This window comes from Pseudomonas sp. Pseusp10 (assembly GCF_059492225.1).
The window spans coordinates 6,321,589-6,341,052 of sequence record NZ_CP168528.1; the positions used below are offsets into that span (position 1 = coordinate 6,321,589).

The following is a 19,464-nucleotide window of genomic DNA, read 5'->3' on the forward strand; positions in this document are numbered from 1 at the left end:
GCGCAATACGCCCGTTAAAAGGAGGCGCAATTCTATAGACGCCCCAGATGGGTGTCAACCCAATAAAAAAGCCCCCGCTGAGCGGGGGCTTTTCAAAGCATCGAAGCTATCTCAAAAGAGATGCTTACTCGATGATTTTGGCTACGACGCCAGCGCCGACGGTACGACCGCCTTCACGGATAGCGAAACGCAGACCGTCTTCCATTGCGATGGTCTTGATCAGGGTAACTTCCATCTGGATGTTATCACCTGGCATTACCATTTCAACGCCTTCTGGCAGCTGGCAGTTACCAGTCACGTCAGTAGTACGGAAGTAGAACTGTGGACGGTAGCCTTTGAAGAACGGAGTGTGACGACCGCCTTCTTCCTTGCTCAGAACGTAAACTTCTGCGGTGAACTTGGTGTGCGGCTTAACCGAACCTGGCTTGACCAGAACCTGGCCACGCTCAACGTCGTCACGCTTGGTACCACGCAGCAGAACGCCGCAGTTCTCGCCAGCACGACCTTCGTCGAGCAGCTTGCGGAACATTTCAACACCGGTGCAGGTGGTGGTGGTGGTGTCACGCAGACCAACGATTTCCAGCGCATCCTGAACGCGAACGATACCGCGCTCGATACGACCAGTTACAACAGTACCGCGACCGGAGATCGAGAATACGTCTTCGATCGGCATCAGGAACGGCTTGTCGATAGCACGCTCTGGCTCTGGGATGTAGCTGTCCAGAGTTTCGACCAGTTTCTTGACGGCAGTGGTGCCCATCTCGTTGTCATCTTTGCCTTCCAGCGCCATACGGGCCGAACCAATGATGATTGGAGTGTCGTCACCTGGGAAGTCGTAAGTGCTCAGCAGATCGCGCACTTCCATCTCTACCAGTTCCAACAGCTCAGCGTCGTCTACCAGGTCAGCCTTGTTCAGGAAAACCACGATGTACGGAACGCCTACCTGGCGGGACAGCAGGATGTGCTCACGGGTTTGTGGCATCGGACCATCAGCGGCCGAGCAAACCAGGATCGCACCGTCCATCTGGGCAGCACCGGTGATCATGTTCTTCACATAGTCAGCGTGACCTGGGCAGTCAACGTGAGCGTAGTGACGAATCTTCGAGTTGTACTCGACGTGCGCGGTGTTGATGGTGATACCACGAGCTTTTTCTTCTGGAGCGCTGTCGATCTTGTCGAATTCAACGATTGCGGAACCGAAAACTTCGGAGCAAACGCGAGTCAGAGCTGCGGTCAGAGTGGTTTTACCGTGGTCAACGTGACCGATAGTGCCAACGTTGACGTGCGGTAGGGAACGATCAAATTTTTCTTTAGCCACGACAATTAACTCCTTGCCTAAAGGACTGAATCAGCCTTGTTTTTTGGTTACAGTTTCGACGATGTGCGACGGAGCTGTATTGTATTTTTTGAATTCCATAGAGTAGCTTGCGCGACCCTGGGACATGGAACGAACGTCGGTCGCATAACCGAACATCTCGCCCAGCGGAACTTCAGCGCGAATTACCTTGCCGGAGACCGTGTCTTCCATACCCAAAATCATGCCGCGACGACGGTTAAGGTCGCCCATCACGTCACCCATATAGTCTTCAGGCGTAACAACCTCTACCGCCATGATCGGCTCGAGCAACTCACCACCACCCTTCTGGGCCAGTTGCTTGGTCGCCATGGAAGCAGCCACTTTAAACGCCATCTCGTTCGAGTCGACGTCGTGGTAAGAACCATCAAACACGGTAGCCTTCAGGCCGATCAGCGGATAGCCGGCAACAACGCCGTTCTTCATCTGCTCTTCGATACCCTTCTGGATCGCCGGGATGTATTCCTTAGGAACCACACCACCCACTACTTCGTTCAGGAATTGCAGACCTTCCTGACCTTCGTCAGCAGGAGCAAAACGGATCCAGCAATGACCGAACTGGCCACGACCACCGGACTGACGAACGAACTTGCCTTCGATTTCGCAGCTCTTCGTGATGCGCTCACGATACGAAACCTGAGGCTTACCGATGTTGGCTTCGACGTTGAACTCACGGCGCATCCGGTCAACCAGGATGTCCAGGTGCAGCTCGCCCATGCCAGAGATGATCGTTTGACCAGTCTCTTCATCAGTCTTGACGCGGAAAGACGGGTCTTCCTGAGCAAGCTTGCCCAGAGCGATACCCATTTTTTCCTGGTCATCCTTGGTCTTAGGCTCAACGGCAACCGAAATAACCGGCTCCGGGAAGTCCATGCGAACCAGGATGATTGGCTTGTCAGCGTTGCACAAGGTTTCACCAGTGGTGACGTCCTTCATGCCGATCAAGGCCGCGATGTCACCAGCGCGTACTTCCTTGATCTCTTCGCGGGCGTTTGCGTGCATCTGCACCATACGACCCACGCGCTCTTTCTTGCCTTTGACCGAGTTGATCACGCCGTCGCCGGAGGCCAACACGCCCGAGTAAACACGGACGAAAGTCAAGGTACCCACGAATGGGTCGGTAGCGATCTTGAACGCCAGAGCCGAGAACGGCTCGTTGTCGTCTGCATGACGCTCCATTTGCTTTTCCTCGTCATCCGGGTCAGTACCCTTGATGGCAGGAATGTCGGTTGGAGCCGGCAGGTAGTCGATAACGGCGTCGAGAACCAGGGGAACACCCTTGTTCTTGAAGGAAGAACCGCAAACAGCCAGAACGATCTCACCAGCGATAGTACGCTGACGCAGAGCACCCTTGATTTCCTCGATGGTGAGTTCTTCACCTTCAAGGTACTTGTTCATCAGTTCTTCGCTGGCTTCGGCCGCAGCCTCAACCATGTTGTTGCGCCACTCTTCAGCCAGTTCCTGCAGTTCAGCAGGGATAGCTTCGCGACGTGGAGTCATGCCCTTGTCAGCATCGTTCCAGTAAACCGCTTCCATGGTCATCAGATCGATCTGACCCTGGAAGTTGTCTTCGGAACCGATAGCCAACTGGATCGGCACCGGAGTGTGACCCAGACGCTGCTTGATCTGAGCGATCACACGCAGGAAATTCGCACCGGCACGGTCCATCTTGTTCACGTAAACGATACGTGGAACACCGTACTTGTTGGCTTGACGCCATACGGTTTCGGACTGAGGCTCAACGCCGGAAGTACCACAGAACACAACGACCGCGCCGTCGAGTACACGCAGGGAACGCTCAACTTCAATAGTGAAGTCTACGTGGCCCGGGGTATCGATGACGTTGAAACGGTACTGGTCCTTGTGCTGCTTCGCAGAACCCTGCCAGAAGGCGGTAATGGCAGCAGAAGTAATGGTAATACCACGCTCCTGCTCCTGCACCATCCAGTCCGTGGTCGCGGCGCCGTCATGCACCTCGCCCATTTTGTGACTTTTGCCAGTGTAAAAAAGGACGCGCTCGGTGGTGGTGGTTTTACCAGCATCCACGTGTGCAACGATACCAATGTTACGGTAGCGATTAATCGGTGTTGTACGAGCCATAAAGCCCTCGCAAAATGAGTGACGCTAAAATTAGAAGCGGTAGTGCGAGAAAGCCTTGTTGGCTTCAGCCATACGGTGAACGTCTTCACGCTTCTTAACTGCAGCACCTTTACCTTCGGCAGCGTCCAACAGTTCGCCAGCCAAACGCAGAGCCATAGACTTCTCGCCGCGCTTGCGGGCGTAGTCTACCAACCAGCGCATTGCCAGAGCGTTACGACGGGAAGGACGAACCTCGACCGGAACCTGGTAAGTAGCACCACCAACGCGGCGCGACTTCACTTCGACCAGCGGAGCGATGGCGTCGAGTGCTTTTTCGAAGAGTTCCAGGGGATCGGTGCCGGCCTTACGAGCCTTCACGGTATCCAGGGCACCATAAACGATACGCTCGGCAACGGCTTTCTTGCCGCTTTCCATTACGTGGTTCATGAATTTGGCGAGGATTTGGCTTCCGTATTTCGGATCGTCCAGAATCTCACGCTTGGCTGCTACGCGACGTCTTGGCATTGATAAGCCCTCAAACGGTCTTCAGGTTAGCCCGGGACAGATCCTGTGGATACGTGCCCGACCTTACTCTTATCGACTCAATAAAATTAAATACTGCAAAACGACCGATTACTTCGGACGCTTGGTACCGTACTTCGAACGACCCTGGTTACGACCTTTAACACCGGAAGTATCCAACGAACCGCGAACGGTGTGGTAACGAACACCTGGCAAGTCTTTTACACGACCGCCGCGGATCAGTACCACGCTGTGCTCTTGCAGGTTGTGGCCTTCACCACCGATGTACGAGGAAACCTCGAAACCGTTGGTCAGACGCACACGGCATACTTTACGCAATGCCGAGTTAGGTTTTTTCGGCGTGGTGGTGTACACACGGGTGCACACGCCACGGCGTTGCGGGCAGTTCTGCAGCGCAGGCACGTCGGATTTCTCGACGATACGCTTACGCGGCTGACGTACCAGCTGGTTGATAGTTGCCATCTACTAGCTCCACTGTTGTCTTGCGACGCTATTGTCTTGCAAGAAAAGCAAAATGGCAGGAACGAGTTCCCGCCAAATTTAGGGGTACAAGAGTCTAAAGAGGATCTTGCCCCCAGTCAAGGCAAGGCCCCGCCCTCCCCGCTCATCCAATCCCGACAAATTGTCTCGATTCGATGAACGGAGCGACCAGGGCCTCACACTCATTTACCGCAGAACTCAGTTACCGCTCGAGTTCAGCGCTTCGGTCAGTGCAGCTTCCACTTCACTGGCGCTTACGCGCAACGGCTTGTCTGCATCACGGCGGCGCTTACGCTCGCTGTGATAAGCCAGACCGGTACCGGCCGGGATCAGACGACCCACGACCACGTTTTCTTTCAGGCCGCGCAGGTAATCGCGCTTGCCGGTTACCGCCGCTTCGGTCAGTACGCGGGTGGTTTCCTGGAAGGAAGCCGCCGAGATGAACGATTCGGTGGACAACGACGCCTTGGTGATACCCAGCAGAACGCGAGTGAACTTGGAGACAAACTTGTCTTCGCCGCTCAGACGCTCGTTCTCTACCAGTACGTGAGTCAATTCCATCTGGTCGCCCTTGATGAAACTGGAATCGCCGGATTCAGCGATCTCAACTTTACGCAGCATCTGACGCAGGATGGTCTCGATGTGCTTGTCGTTGATCTTCACGCCTTGCAGACGGTAAACGTCCTGGATCTCGTTAACGATGTACTTGGCCAGCGCACTCACACCCAGCAGACGCAGGATGTCGTGTGGATCGCTCGGGCCGTCGGAGATAACTTCGCCGCGGTTCACTTGTTCGCCTTCGAACACGTTCAGGTGACGCCACTTTGGAATCAGCTCTTCGTACGGATCGCTACCGTCGTTCGGGGTAATGACCAGACGGCGCTTGCCCTTGGTCTCTTTACCGAACGCGATGGTGCCGCTGACTTCAGCCAGAATCGACGCTTCTTTCGGACGACGGGCTTCGAACAGGTCGGCAACACGCGGCAGACCACCGGTGATGTCACGGGTCTTCGAAGTTTCTTGCGGGATACGAGCGATAACATCACCGATCGCGATCTTCGCACCATCCGCTACACCGACCAGGGCGTTGGCTGGCAGGAAGTACTGAGCGATTACGTCAGTGCCTGGCAGCAACAGATCCTTGCCGTTGTCGTCGACCATCTTCACGGCAGGACGGATGTCCTTACCGGCAGCTGGACGATCTTTGGCGTCGAGTACTTCAATGTTGGTCATACCGGTCAATTCGTCAGTCTGACGCTTGATCGTGATGCCTTCTTCCATGCCCACGTAGGTCACGGTACCTTTCATTTCGGTAACGATCGGGTGAGTGTGCGGATCCCACTTGGCCACGATTGCGCCAGCGTCGACCTTGTCACCTTCCTTAACCGAAATCACAGCACCGTACGGCAGCTTGTAACGCTCACGCTCACGACCGAAGTCATCAGCGATGGCCAGCTCACCGGAACGGGACACAGCCACCAGGTGACCATCCACTCGCTCAACGTGCTTCAGGTTATGCAGACGGACGGTACCGCCATTCTTCACCTGAACGCTGTCGGCTGCGGAGGTCCGGCTTGCCGCACCACCGATGTGGAACGTACGCATCGTCAGCTGGGTACCCGGCTCACCGATGGACTGGGCAGCGATAACGCCGACCGCTTCACCGATGTTCACCTGGTGACCACGAGCCAGATCGCGGCCGTAGCACTTGGCGCAAATGCCGTAGCGGGTTTCGCAGCTGATCGGCGAACGCACGATCACTTCGTCGATGCTGTTCAGCTCGATGAACTCGACCCACTTTTCGTCTACCAGGGTGCCGGCAGGAACGATGACGTCCTCGGTACCTGGCTTGAATACGTCACGGGCAATAACACGACCCAATACGCGCTCACCCAACGGCTCTACAACGTCACCGCCTTCAATGTGCGGAGTCATCAGCAGGCCGTGCTCGGTGCCGCAATCGATCTCGGTTACAACCAGATCCTGCGCCACGTCTACCAGACGACGAGTCAGGTAACCGGAGTTAGCGGTTTTCAACGCGGTATCCGCCAGACCTTTACGAGCACCGTGAGTGGAGATGAAGTACTGAAGTACGCTCAAACCTTCACGGAAGTTCGCAGTAATCGGCGTTTCGATGATGGAACCGTCCGGCTTGGCCATCAGGCCACGCATACCGGCCAGCTGACGAATCTGTGCTGCGGAACCCCGCGCACCCGAGTCGGCCATCATGTACATCGAGTTGAAAGATTCCTGGTCGACTTCGACGCCATGACGGTCGATGACTTTCTCTTTCGAGAGGTTGGCCATCATCGCCTTGGAAACTTCGTCGTTCGCCTTGGACCAAAGGTCGATCACTTTGTTGTACTTCTCGCCCTGGGTTACCAGGCCGGAGGCGTACTGGCTCTCGATCTCTTTCACTTCGTCGGTGGCTGCACCGATGATGCGGGCTTTTTCATCCGGGATAACGAAGTCGTTAACACCGATGGAAACGCCGGAGATGGTCGAGTAGGCAAAACCGGTGTACATCAACTGGTCAGCGAAGATAACGGTCTCTTTCAGACCAACCACGCGGTAGCACTGGTTGATCAGCTTGGAGATCGCCTTTTTCTTCATCGGCAGGTTGACGACGTCATACGACAGACCTTTTGGCACAACCTGGAACAACAGCGCACGGCCGACAGTGGTGTCGACGATACGAGTGTTGGTCACGCTGCCGCCGTCACGGTCGTTGACGGTTTCGTTGATCCGCACTTTGACCTTGGCGTGCAGTGCGGCTTCGCCGGCACGGAACACACGGTCAACTTCCTGCAGATCCGCGAACACACGACCTTCGCCCTTGGCGTTGATCGCTTCACGCGTCATGTAGTACAGACCCAATACAACGTCCTGCGACGGAACGATGATTGGCTCACCGTTGGCTGGCGACAGAATGTTGTTGGTCGACATCATCAACGCACGCGCTTCGAGCTGGGCTTCCAGCGTCAGCGGTACGTGCACGGCCATTTGGTCGCCGTCGAAGTCGGCGTTGTACGCGGCGCAGACCAGCGGGTGCAGCTGGATAGCCTTACCTTCGATCAGTACCGGTTCAAACGCCTGGATGCCCAGACGGTGAAGGGTCGGTGCACGGTTGAGAAGAACCGGGTGTTCGCGAATCACTTCAGCGAGAACGTCCCAAACTTCCGGCAGCTCACGCTCGACCATCTTCTTGGCAGCTTTGATGGTGGTCGCGAGACCACGCATTTCCAGCTTGCCGAAAATGAACGGCTTGAACAGCTCGAGAGCCATTTTCTTCGGCAGACCGCACTGGTGCAGACGCAGGGTCGGACCTACGGTAATTACCGAACGACCGGAGTAGTCAACACGCTTACCGAGCAAGTTCTGACGGAAACGACCCTGCTTACCCTTGATCATGTCAGCCAGGGACTTCAGAGGACGCTTGTTCGAACCGGTGATAGCGCGGCCACGACGACCGTTGTCGAGCAGTGCGTCGACGGCTTCCTGCAACATACGCTTTTCGTTGCGCACGATGATGTCCGGAGCGGACAAATCCAGCAGGCGCTTCAAACGGTTGTTACGGTTGATCACTCGACGATACAGATCGTTGAGGTCGGAAGTCGCGAAACGACCGCCATCCAGCGGGACCAGTGGACGCAGATCTGGCGGCAGAACCGGCAGAACGGTCAGCACCATCCACTCTGGCAGGTTGCCGGAACCCTGGAAGGCTTCCATCAACTTCAGACGCTTGGACAGCTTCTTGATTTTGGTTTCGGAGTTGGTTTGCGGAATCTCTTCACGCAGACGGCCAATCTCGTGTTCCAGATCGATAGCGTGCAGCAGTTCGCGGACAGCTTCGGCACCCATGCGGGCATCGAAATCGTCGCCGAATTCTTCCAGCGCTTCGAAGTACTGCTCGTCGTTCAGCAGCTGACCTTTTTCAAGGGTGGTCATGCCCGGATCGATAACGACATAGCTCTCGAAGTAGAGAACACGTTCGATATCACGCAGGGTCATGTCCATCAGCAAGCCGATACGGGACGGCAGCGATTTCAGGAACCAGATGTGGGCAACCGGCGAGGCCAGTTCGATGTGCGCCATGCGCTCACGACGAACTTTTGCCAGCGCGACTTCAACGCCGCACTTCTCGCAGATCACACCACGGTGCTTCAAGCGCTTGTACTTACCGCACAGGCACTCGTAATCCTTTACCGGGCCAAAGATCTTGGCGCAGAACAGGCCGTCACGTTCAGGTTTGAACGTACGGTAGTTGATGGTTTCCGGCTTTTTAACTTCACCGAACGACCACGAACGGATCATCTCAGGCGATGCCAATCCGATACGGATGGCGTCGAACTCTTCGACTTGACCCTGGTTTTTCAGCAAATTCAGTAGGTCTTTCAAGGCCTTTCCTCCTGGCGGAGCAGAGAGCGGGCAATCCTGCCCCGCTCTCGATTCGCGTCACGTGTTATTCGGTTTCCAGATCGATATCGATGCCGAGGGAACGAATTTCCTTGATCAACACGTTGAAGGACTCGGGCATGCCCGGCTCCATACGGTGATCGCCATCCACGATGTTTTTGTACATCTTGGTACGGCCGTTCACATCGTCCGACTTCACTGTGAGCATTTCTTGCAGAGTGTAAGCGGCACCGTATGCTTCCAGTGCCCAGACCTCCATCTCCCCGAAACGCTGACCACCGAACTGCGCCTTACCACCCAGCGGCTGCTGGGTAACCAGGCTGTACGAACCGGTAGAACGCGCGTGCATCTTGTCGTCTACCAAGTGGTTCAGCTTCAGCATGTACATGTAGCCAACGGTAACCGGGCGCTCGAACTTGTTGCCGGTACGGCCGTCGGTCAGCTGCATCTGGCCGCTTTCTGGCAGGTCTGCCAGTTTCAGCATGGCCTTGATTTCGCTTTCCTTGGCGCCGTCGAACACTGGAGTGGCCATTGGAACGCCGCCACGCAGGTTTTGAGCCAGGTCCAGGATTTCCTGGTCCGAGAAGTCATCGAGGCTTTCCTGACGACCGCCGATCTCGTTATAGATCTCGTGCAGGAATTTACGCAGCTCGGCAACCTTGCGCTGCTCTTCAACCATGCGGTTGATCTTCTCGCCCAGACCTTTGGCCGCGAGGCCCAGGTGGGTTTCAAGGATCTGACCGACGTTCATACGCGAAGGTACGCCCAGCGGGTTGAGGACGACGTCGACCGGGGTGCCATTGGCATCGTGCGGCATGTCTTCAACCGGCATGATCACGGAGACCACACCCTTGTTACCGTGACGACCGGCCATCTTGTCGCCCGGCTGGATGCGACGACGGATTGCCAGGTAAACCTTGACGATTTTCAGCACGCCTGGAGCCAGGTCATCGCCCTGCTGCAGTTTGCGCTTCTTGTCTTCGAACTTGTCGTCCAGCAGACGGCGACGATCAACGATGTAGGCCTGAGCCTTCTCGAGCTGCTCGTTCAGAGCATCTTCAGCCATGCGCAGCTTGAACCACTGGCCGTGCTCGAGACCGTCGAGAACTTCGTCGGTGATGTCCTGGCCTTTCTTCAGACCGGCGCCGCCTTCGGCTTTGTGGCCGACCAGAGCGGAGCGCAGACGTTCGAAAGTAGCACCTTCAACGATGCGGAACTCTTCGTTCAGGTCCTTGCGGATCTCGTCCAGCTGGGACTTCTCGATCGACAGGGCACGAGCATCACGCTCAACGCCGTCGCGGGTGAAGACCTGTACGTCGATGACAGTACCTTTGGTACCGGTAGGTACACGCAGGGAGGTGTCTTTAACGTCGCTGGCTTTTTCACCGAAGATCGCACGCAGCAGTTTTTCTTCCGGAGTCAGTTGAGTCTCGCCTTTCGGAGTGACCTTACCGACCAGGATGTCGCCTGCGCCAACTTCAGCACCTACGTAAACGATACCGGCTTCGTCCAGCTTGTTCAGTGCAGCTTCACCCACGTTCGGGATGTCCGCAGTGATTTCCTCTGGGCCAAGCTTGGTGTCACGGGCCACACAGGTCAGTTCCTGAATGTGGATCGTGGTGAAACGGTCTTCCTGAACCACACGCTCGGACAGGCAGATGGAGTCTTCGAAGTTGAAGCCGTTCCATGCCATGAACGCGATGCGCATGTTCTGCCCCAGAGCCAGTTCACCCATGTCGGTGGACGGGCCGTCGGCCATGATGTCGCTACGCTGAACCCGATCACCCTTACGCACCAGCGGACGCTGGTTGATGCAGGTGTTCTGGTTGGAGCGGGTGTACTTGGTCAGGTTGTAGATGTCGACACCGGCTTCACCGGTTTCAACTTCGTCATCGGCAACACGAACCACAATACGGCTGGCGTCGACGGAGTCGATCACGCCGCCACGACGAGCCACGACGCAAACGCCGGAGTCACGAGCTACGTTACGCTCCATGCCGGTACCTACCAGCGGCTTGTCAGCGCGCAAGGTTGGTACAGCTTGACGCTGCATGTTCGAACCCATCAACGCACGGTTGGCGTCGTCGTGCTCGAGGAACGGAATCAGCGACGCAGCAACCGAAACTACCTGCTTCGGCGAAACGTCCATCAAGGTGACGTCTTCCGGCGCCTTGACGGTGAATTCGTTCAGGTGACGAACAGCTACCAGCTCGTCGATCAGGACTTTCTTGTCGTTCATCGTGGCCGAAGCCTGAGCGATCACGTGATCGGCTTCTTCGATGGCAGACAGGAACACGATCTCGTCGGTGACCAGAGCGTCTTTCACCACGCGGTACGGGCTCTCGAGGAAGCCGTACTGGTTGGTGCGCGCATAGGCAGCCAGGGAGTTGATCAGACCGATGTTCGGACCTTCCGGCGTTTCGATCGGGCAAACACGACCGTAGTGCGTCGGGTGTACGTCACGAACTTCAAAGCCGGCACGCTCACGAGTCAGACCGCCAGGGCCGAGTGCAGAGACACGACGCTTGTGGGTGATCTCGGACAGCGGGTTGTTCTGGTCCATGAACTGGGACAGCTGGCTGGAACCGAAGAACTCTTTCACCGCCGCAGCCACTGGCTTGGCGTTGATCAGGTCTTGCGGCATCAGGCCTTCGCTTTCAGCCATCGACAGACGCTCTTTGACCGCACGCTCAACACGTACCAGGCCAACGCGGAACTGGTTCTCGGCCATTTCGCCTACGCAGCGAACACGACGGTTACCCAGGTGGTCGATGTCATCGACGATGCCTTTACCGTTACGGATGTCGACCAGGGTCTTCAGTACCGCGACGATGTCTTCCTTGCACAGCACGCCCGAACCTTCGATTTCGGTACGACCGATACGACGGTTGAACTTCATCCGGCCGACCGCAGACAGGTCATAGCGCTCAGGGCTGAAGAACAGGTTGTTGAACAGGGTCTCGGCAGCGTCTTTGGTTGGCGGCTCGCCTGGACGCATCATGCGATAGATCTCGACCAGCGCTTCCAATTGGTTGCTGGTGGAGTCGATCTTCAGAGTGTCGGAGACGAACGGACCGCAGTCGATATCGTTGGTGTACAGAGTTTCGATGCGAACAACCTGAGCCTTGGCGATTTTGGCCAGGATCTCGGTGTTCAGCTCGGTGTTGCACTCTGCCAGGATTTCGCCGGTTGCCGGATGCACGATGACCTTGGCGGTTGTACGACCCAGGACGTAGTCCAGAGGCACATCCAGCTCTTTGATCCCGGCTTTTTCCAACTGGTTGATGTGGCGAGCGGTGATACGACGACCCTGCTCGACAATAACCTTGCCTTTGTCGTCCTGAATATCGAGGACAGCGATTTCACCGCGCAGACGCTGAGGCACCAGCTCCAGGCTCAGGGTCTCGCCCTTCACGTGGAATACGTTGGTGGTGTAGAACGCGTCCAGCACTTCTTCGGTGGTATAGCCCAGCGCGCGCAGCAGTACCGATGCAGGCAGCTTGCGACGACGGTCGATACGCACGAATACGCAGTCTTTCGGGTCGAACTCGAAGTCCAGCCACGAACCGCGGTAAGGAATGATGCGCGCGGAGTACAGCAGCTTACCGGAGCTGTGCGTCTTGCCACGGTCGTGGTCGAAGAACACGCCCGGGGAACGGTGCAGCTGGGAAACGATTACACGCTCGGTACCGTTGATTACGAAGGTACCGTTCTCAGTCATCAGGGGGATTTCACCCATGTAGACTTCTTGCTCTTTGATGTCCTTGATCGCTTTGTTCGACGACTCTTTGTCGAAAATGATCAGGCGCACTTTTACCCGCAAAGGTACGGCGTAAGTTACACCGCGCAATACGCATTCTTTGACATCAAATGCCGGTTCGCCCAGGCGATAACCGACGTACTCCAGCGCAGCATTGCCGGAGTAGCTGATGATCGGGAAAACGGATTTGAAGGCCGCATGCAGGCCCACGTCGCGGAACTGATCTTTAGTCGCTCCCGCTTGCAAGAATTCACGATACGAATCCAGCTGGATGGCCAGGAGGTACGGCACATCCATGACGTCCGGCAACTTGCTAAAGTCCTTGCGGATACGTTTTTTCTCAGTATATGAGTAAGCCATCAGCGTTCCCCAGCTTGGTCACCTGCTTGTTTGGCCCCTCCCGACGGGAGCAGCCAGAAAATCGTGCAAACCCCATGGTTTGCGCCACCGCATCGGGTGGTTACAGCACGTTATCGGCACCGACCGAGCCGGCTGCCAATAACGGAAAAAGGCCGGTGGCAAGAGCCACCAGCCATCAGCCTGTCGCTTAACGCTCGGGCTGGAGGAGCAAAGTCGATGCTTACTTCAGCTCGACTTTAGCGCCTGCTTCTTCCAGAGCTGCTTTGGCTTTGTCAGCTGCGTCTTTGGCAACAGCTTCCAGAACCATGGCAGGTGCGCCGTCAACTACAGCCTTGGCTTCTTTCAGGCCCAGACCGGTCAGTTCACGTACAGCCTTGATCACGTTAACTTTCTTCTCGCCAGCTTCGGTCAGCATGACGTTGAATTCGGTTTGCTCTTCAGCAACGGCAGCAGCAACAGCTGGACCAGCCGATGCAGCAGCAGCGGTAACGCCGAATTTTTCTTCGAAAGCTTTGATCAGTTCAACAACTTCCATTACGGACATGTTGCCAACGGCTTCAAGGATATCGTTCTGAGAGATAGACATGAATCTAATTCCTGATATTGGGGACGGCCTACGCGACCATCGAAAAAAACAAAAAACGCGAGAAGTTGACGAGCCTTAGGCTGCAGCAGCTTCTTTCTGGTCGCGAATTGCCGCCAGAGTACGAGCCAATTTGCTGGTAGCGCCTTGAATCACGCTCATCAGCTGAGAAATTGCTTCGTCACGGGTCGGCAGAGTTGCCAGTACGTCGATTTGGTTAGCTGCGAGGAACTTGCCCTCGAACGCAGCTGCCTTGATCTCGAACTTGTCCTGACCCTTTGCGAATTCCTTGAAGATCCGGGCAGCAGCGCCTGGATGTTCTTTGGAGAACGCAATCAGGGTAGGGCCGGTGAACACGTCGTTGAGAACACTGAATTCAGTGTCAGCAACAGCGCGCTTGAGCAGGGTGTTACGTACAACACGTACGTAAACGCCAGCTTCACGAGCCTCTTTACGGAGTCCGGTCATCGCGCCTACTGTTACGCCACGGGCATCAGCCACGACAGCGGACAGAGCGACTTTGGCAGCCTCGTTGACTTCAGCGACGATGGCCTTCTTGTCTTCGAGTTTAATTGCCACGGGTTTAACTCCTGCTTGTTACCGTTTCATCTGGTCGAAACCGGATGTCGTTTTGGTGTCTGATTCGGTAAGGAACCGGGAGCACCATCTGCGTAGGCTTGTGGTTTAAGACTTGCGTCGCCTACGGTCTTGGATAGCCCCCGCCAGGCAGGGACCCCAATTTTTCAATTGGCGCAATCGCTTGCGCCAATCTTTGTCTTACGCGTCGAGCGAGCTTTGGTCGATGACCAGACCTGGGCCCATAGTGGTGCTCAGGGTAACGCGCTTGACGTAAATGCCTTTCGAGGAAGCTGGCTTGATACGCTTCAGATCAGCGATCAGGGCTTCAACGTTTTCCTTCAGCTTGACGGCGTCGAAGCCGATCTTGCCAACGGAAGTGTGGATGATGCCGTTTTTGTCGGTGCGATAACGAACCTGACCAGCCTTGGCGTTTTTAACCGCGGTAGCTACGTCTGGAGTCACGGTGCCGACTTTAGGGTTAGGCATCAGACCACGTGGACCGAGGATCTGACCCAACTGACCCACAACGCGCATGGCATCCGGGGATGCGATCACGACGTCATAGTTCAGGTCGCCGCCTTTCATTTCGGCAGCCAGGTCGTCCATGCCTACACGGTCAGCGCCGGCAGCCAGAGCGGCTTCAGCAGCTGGACCCTGGGTGAACACAGCAACGCGAACGGTCTTGCCAGTGCCGTGTGGCAGCACAGTAGCGCTACGAACGACCTGGTCGGATTTACGCGGGTCAACACCCAGGTTTACAGCTACGTCGAACGACTCGCTGAACTTGACAGTCGACAGCTCGGCCAGCAGAGCAGCGGCGTCTACAAAGTTGTAGGCCTTGCCTGCTTCGATTTTGCCGGCGATAGCCTTTTGACGCTTGGTCAGCTTAGCCATTACACACCCTCCACGTTAAGGCCCATGCTACGAGCAGAACCGGCGATAGTACGCACGGCTGCTTCCATATCAGCTGCAGTCAGATCCGCGTTTTTGGTTTTCGCGATTTCTTCCAGCTGAGCACGAGTTACGGTGCCAACCTTAACGGTGTTCGGACGAGCGGAACCGCTGGTCAGACCGGCCGCCTTCTTCAGCAGAACCGAAGCAGGGGTGGATTTGGTTTCGAAAGTGAAGCTACGGTCGCTGTAGACAGTGATGATCACTGGAGTCGGCAGACCTGGCTCAAGACCCTGGGTACGGGCGTTGAAAGCCTTGCAGAATTCCATGATGTTCACGCCGTGCTGACCCAGAGCAGGACCAACAGGTGGGCTTGGGTTAGCCTGAGCGGCCTTCACTTGCAGCTTGATGTAAGCGGTAATCTTCTTGGCCATGAGGCACTCCAATTACGGGTTCGAACGCCTCGAGAGGCTCCCCGGTTACTTGCGCGTTTATCCCAGTGACGACAAAACCCCACAGCCTACGGCTGCGGGGTTGGGATTTTTGCTCAGCTAGACCTTTTCGACCTGGCTGAACTCGAGCTCCACCGGAGTAGAGCGACCGAAAATGAGCACTGCGACCTGAATCCGGCTCTTTTCGTAGTTAACTTCTTCAACAACACCAGTAAAGTCCGCGAATGGACCGTCATTGACACGCACCGACTCGCCCGGCTCGAACAACGTCTTCGGCTTCGGCTTGTCGCTACCGTCAGCAACGCGGCGCAGAATCGCTTCTGCTTCCTTATCGGTGATCGGTGCAGGCTTGTCGGCGGTACCGCCGATGAAACCCATCACCCGAGGAGTATCCTTGACCAAGTGCCAAGTACCCTCGTTCATATCCATCTGTACCAGCACGTAGCCAGGGAAGAATTTGCGTTCGCTTTTGCGCTTCTGGCCATTGCGCATTTCAACCACTTCTTCAGTGGGAACCAGAATCTCGCCGAAGCCGTCTTCCATACCGGCCAGCTTTACGCGCTCGATCAGCGAGCGCATTACATGCTTCTCGTAACCGGAGTAAGCATGCACAACATACCAACGCTTAGCCACGGGACACCCTTAGCCGACAATCAAGGAAACAAGCCAGCCGAGCAGGGAATCAAGCCCCCACAACAGCAACGCCATAACCAGGACAACAGCCACAACGATCAACGTGGTCTGCGTGGTTTCTTGGCGAGTTGGCCAAACGACTTTACGAATTTCGGTGCGGGCTTCCTTAACCAGTACAAAGAAAGACTTGCCCTTGACCGTCTGCAGGCCTACAAAGGCAGCTACAGCAGCAATAGCAAGCAATGCGAGTACGCGGTACAGGATCGGCGAAGCAGAAAAGTACTGATTGCCAACAACGCCAACAACCACCAGAGCGACTACTACAAGCCACTTGAGGAGGTCGAAACGAGAGCCTTGAGCTTCAGCTTTAGGAGTCATCTATGAAGATCCTGTGAAAAGAAAGCCAGACACACCGAGTGAATCTGGCAGGTCAGGAGGGAATCGAACCCCCAACCTACGGTTTTGGAGACCGTCGCTCTGCCAATTGAGCTACTGACCTAAAACAAAATCAGGCCGACCATTATGCCGACCCGAAAAAGACTTTACAACACCTACCAGGCAATCCCGACTGCAACACCAGCATCTGCGATACCGGCAACCCCGAAAACACAACGAGGCGCAACCACAACCACCTAAAACAAAGGCAGATATTTTCATATCTGCCTTGTTATATGGAGCTCTTGAGCGGATTTGAACCGCTGACCTCACCCTTACCAAGGGTGTGCTCTACCAACTGAGCTACAAGAGCGTAACACTGTGCAAAACCTGTAAACTTGGAGCGGGTAGCGGGAATCGAACCCGCATCATCAGCTTGGAAGGCTGAGGTTCTACCACTAAACTATACCCGCGAGGCTTACAGCTCTCGCTAAAAATGGTGGAGGGGGAAGGATTCGAACCTTCGAAGTCGTAGACGTCAGATTTACAGTCTGATCCCTTTGGCCGCTCGGGAACCCCTCCTAAGCGAGCCGGCATTCTACATCATGCCAGCCTTCTGTCAAGCATTTTTCTCATTAAAAACCTGAGCTTAGCTGCGTTGACCTCGCTTCACTTCGTTAACCGTTTCCGGTGTTCGCTGTGGAGCGGGCGCCATTCTATGCAAACTATTCGGTGGGTGCAACCCCCTCGCACGGCATTATTTTATGTTTTAACTCATTGAATTCTTTAGAAAGGTTTTGCAGCTGCAGATCGTCCAGCCAGCGCCGGCTTTCCGGGGCAATACGCACCCAATACCCCGCTCCTTCCGCCGCAGCTTTCGGCAGGGACTGATACTTGACCTCCATCCCGCTCAACCGCCGCTCAACCGCCTGCGCGGCCTCCTGGCGTGTATAGCCCCCCAGATAAAGGCAGCCATTGTCTGTCGAGACAGCTTTACCCTTATCTTTGGATACATCACTTGCTTCGCTCAACAAGCGGATATCTTGTTGAGACCCGCGATACAGACTCAAAGGCGTGACATCCTTCGCGCGCAGAGGAGCCTCCTGTTGATGCCAGATGTAGTAGAACCCATTGAGGACGAGCAGCAGCAGAAACAACCAACGCATAAAAACCTCAGGACAAGGGACAGGCCATGGCCAATCCGACAAACACCAAGTCCGGAACAACCCTGGCCCGAGGCACGATCTCAGAAACCAGGCTCGCATCCCCCCCAGTGAGGAATACGACAAAGTCCTCCCCCCAGTAGCTGCGCGCCAACTCGAGCTGAGTCAGTACGAAGCCGCGTAACATCAACAAACAACCACGCTCTACAGCCTCGACAGTCGCGCGACCCGGGACAAGACTTTCCAGAGCCTGCTCGGCCGCCAGATCCCCATAACGAATTTTGCGCGTGTGGGTGCGCAATTGATTGCGCATCAACGGCATCCCAGGACAGATGAAACCACCCAGGTGCTCTCCATCCGCCGCGATAAAGTCGGCAGTCACGGCCGTACCGAAGTCGAGCACCAGGCACGCACCTGAAGCCAGATGAAAGCCTCCAAGCATTGCAAGCCACCGATCCAGACCCAGCCGTTCAAACTCCTCATAGCCATTGCGCACACCCGACATTTCACGCGCAGGCGTTGCGCACACAACCGGCATATCAAAGGTACCCCCGAGCAAAGACGTCAGAGCAGCGGTTTCCTCCGCGGTCCTGACGCTCACCAGCCGGCAAAACGTGAGTGCAAGCCCTTTGATTGCCCCCAACCCCTCAAGCAATGCGAGCCCGGAATCGACGACCCCCTCACCAAGCACCTGCCCAGCATCAACGGCAAGTACACGCCATTTGATGAAACTATTCCCACAATCGAGCTCAAGAATCATCACGCAACCTCAGGCTCAACTCACCACCACTGAAGACCTTCTCCACACCATCCACCTTCAGGCGCAAGGCGCCCTGGCCATCAATACCAAGCACCTCACCGTCAATTTGATTGACACCGGCAATCAACGACACGCTTCGCCCCTGCCACAGATGATTTTGCTCCCACTCTGACTGGATGACCAAGAAACCACCCGCCTGATGACGAGCCAGGTATCGCTGCAGCATCCCCCCCAACACAGCGACCAATTGGTTGCGATCAAACATTTTGCCTGACTCGAGCCGCATGGATGTCCATTGCTGGTCCACCTCGTCAGCGGACTGCATATTCACATTGATTCCAACCCCCAGAACCACGTGGCACACATCAGCAGGGTCACCAACCAACTCGAGCAATATTCCCGCGATTTTCTTCTGGCCCACGAGGACATCGTTAGGCCACTTCAATCCAGCGGCTGCAATACCGAGCTCACGCAACGTCTGCAAAACAGCGAGCCCAACGACAAGACTCAAGCCCTCCAACTGGCGCATCCCACCATCAATGCGTAGTACAAGGCTGTAATAGACGTTTTCTGCGAATGGACTGACCCACTTGCGCCCCCGTCGCCCTCGACCGGCCGTCTGCCGCTCCGAAAGCACAACAAACGGCGCCGCCTGCCCCCGCTCGATAGCACGCAGTGCCTCGGCGTTCGTGGAGTCGATTGAGTCGTAAACCTGAACGGGCCAGTCGCCAGAAAGCGCCTGAGCGCTTATCTCGGCAGGATCGAGCAGCGCTAATGGCGCGGACAATTGATAGCCGCGCCCACGAACCTTATGAATAGACAAACCCAGCTCAGCCTCCAAATGCTGAAGCTGCTTCCACACAGCACTACGACTGATACCCAGGGCAGCACCCAATGCTTGACCCGAATGGAATCGGCCATCTTTAAGAAGCTTTAACAACGTCAGCATGCAGGTCTCGCCTCACAATGAGGCCCGCATGATAGCCACGCACCGAGCGATTGCATAGAAATCCGGTAGCCGTGACTTTCCCGCGGA

At 55.9% G+C, this 19,464-nt stretch carries 15 protein-coding genes and 4 tRNA genes; all 19 read right to left on the reverse strand.

Going from position 1 to position 19,464, the window contains the following annotated elements:
* Positions 1 to 124: 124 nt before the first annotated feature.
* Positions 125 to 1,318 carry an elongation factor Tu gene (tuf, locus tag ACEN8Z_RS28835; RefSeq protein ID WP_007984412.1) on the reverse strand — a complete coding sequence of 398 codons (1,194 nt, stop codon included), beginning with the start codon at positions 1,316 to 1,318 and terminating at the stop codon, positions 125 to 127.
* A 30-nt stretch (positions 1,319 to 1,348) separates the two neighbouring features.
* Entirely contained in the window at positions 1,349 to 3,454 is a 2,106-nt protein-coding gene (gene fusA, locus ACEN8Z_RS28840) for an elongation factor G (RefSeq protein WP_007984410.1), read from the reverse strand.
* A 30-nt stretch (positions 3,455 to 3,484) separates the two neighbouring features.
* Complete coding sequence (rpsG, locus tag ACEN8Z_RS28845; protein WP_007994653.1) at positions 3,485 to 3,958, reverse strand: 30S ribosomal protein S7; 474 nt, start codon at positions 3,956 to 3,958, stop codon at positions 3,485 to 3,487.
* A 108-nt stretch (positions 3,959 to 4,066) separates the two neighbouring features.
* Positions 4,067 to 4,438, reverse strand: coding sequence for a 30S ribosomal protein S12 (rpsL, locus tag ACEN8Z_RS28850; RefSeq protein WP_003186084.1), 372 nt, complete (start codon positions 4,436 to 4,438; stop codon positions 4,067 to 4,069).
* Positions 4,439 to 4,654: 216 nt separating this feature from the next.
* Positions 4,655 to 8,854 (reverse strand): DNA-directed RNA polymerase subunit beta', encoded by a 4,200-nt coding sequence (gene rpoC, locus ACEN8Z_RS28855; protein WP_007984408.1) that lies wholly within the window; start codon positions 8,852 to 8,854, stop codon positions 4,655 to 4,657.
* Between the two features lie 64 nt (positions 8,855 to 8,918).
* Positions 8,919 to 12,992, reverse strand: coding sequence for a DNA-directed RNA polymerase subunit beta (gene rpoB, locus ACEN8Z_RS28860; RefSeq protein WP_007984407.1), 4,074 nt, complete (start codon positions 12,990 to 12,992; stop codon positions 8,919 to 8,921).
* 220 nt (positions 12,993 to 13,212) lie between these two features.
* A complete protein-coding gene (gene rplL / locus ACEN8Z_RS28865; RefSeq protein ID WP_007970414.1) occupies positions 13,213 to 13,578 on the reverse strand; it encodes a 50S ribosomal protein L7/L12 in 366 nt (121 codons plus the stop codon).
* A gap of 75 nt (positions 13,579 to 13,653) precedes the next feature.
* The gene (gene rplJ / locus ACEN8Z_RS28870; protein WP_007970413.1) at positions 13,654 to 14,154 is read right to left on the reverse strand and encodes a 50S ribosomal protein L10; all 501 of its coding nucleotides are present in this window, start codon (positions 14,152 to 14,154) and stop codon (positions 13,654 to 13,656) included.
* A 198-nt stretch (positions 14,155 to 14,352) separates the two neighbouring features.
* A complete protein-coding gene (gene rplA / locus ACEN8Z_RS28875; RefSeq protein ID WP_003186095.1) occupies positions 14,353 to 15,048 on the reverse strand; it encodes a 50S ribosomal protein L1 in 696 nt (231 codons plus the stop codon).
* Positions 15,048 to 15,479: a 50S ribosomal protein L11 gene (gene rplK / locus ACEN8Z_RS28880; RefSeq protein WP_007933726.1), complete on the reverse strand. Its 432-nt coding sequence runs from the start codon at positions 15,477 to 15,479 to the stop codon at positions 15,048 to 15,050. Before rplK ends, rplA begins: the two co-directional genes overlap by 1 nt.
* A 117-nt stretch (positions 15,480 to 15,596) precedes the next feature.
* Positions 15,597 to 16,130, reverse strand: coding sequence for a transcription termination/antitermination protein NusG (nusG, locus tag ACEN8Z_RS28885; protein ID WP_007984405.1), 534 nt, complete (start codon positions 16,128 to 16,130; stop codon positions 15,597 to 15,599).
* A 9-nt stretch (positions 16,131 to 16,139) separates the two neighbouring features.
* On the reverse strand, positions 16,140 to 16,508 hold the full coding sequence (gene secE, locus ACEN8Z_RS28890; RefSeq protein WP_007984402.1) for a preprotein translocase subunit SecE: 369 nt from the start codon (positions 16,506 to 16,508) through the stop codon (positions 16,140 to 16,142).
* A gap of 45 nt (positions 16,509 to 16,553) precedes the next feature.
* A tRNA-Trp gene (locus tag ACEN8Z_RS28895) sits at positions 16,554 to 16,629 on the reverse strand.
* 173 nt (positions 16,630 to 16,802) lie between these two features.
* A tRNA-Thr gene (locus tag ACEN8Z_RS28900) sits at positions 16,803 to 16,878 on the reverse strand.
* Between the two features lie 26 nt (positions 16,879 to 16,904).
* Positions 16,905 to 16,978: transfer RNA gene (locus ACEN8Z_RS28905), tRNA-Gly, on the reverse strand.
* Positions 16,979 to 17,002: 24 nt separating this feature from the next.
* Positions 17,003 to 17,087 (reverse strand) — tRNA-Tyr (locus tag ACEN8Z_RS28910).
* 143 nt (positions 17,088 to 17,230) lie between these two features.
* On the reverse strand, positions 17,231 to 17,671 hold the full coding sequence (locus ACEN8Z_RS28915; protein WP_495596394.1) for a hypothetical protein: 441 nt from the start codon (positions 17,669 to 17,671) through the stop codon (positions 17,231 to 17,233).
* 7 nt (positions 17,672 to 17,678) lie between these two features.
* Entirely contained in the window at positions 17,679 to 18,428 is a 750-nt protein-coding gene (locus ACEN8Z_RS28920; protein ID WP_495596395.1) for a pantothenate kinase, read from the reverse strand.
* Positions 18,418 to 19,377 (reverse strand): bifunctional biotin--[acetyl-CoA-carboxylase] ligase/biotin operon repressor BirA, encoded by a 960-nt coding sequence (birA, locus tag ACEN8Z_RS28925; protein WP_495596396.1) that lies wholly within the window; start codon positions 19,375 to 19,377, stop codon positions 18,418 to 18,420. The genes ACEN8Z_RS28920 and birA overlap by 11 nt, the downstream gene beginning before the upstream one ends.
* Between the last annotated feature and the right edge of the window lie 87 nt (positions 19,378 to 19,464).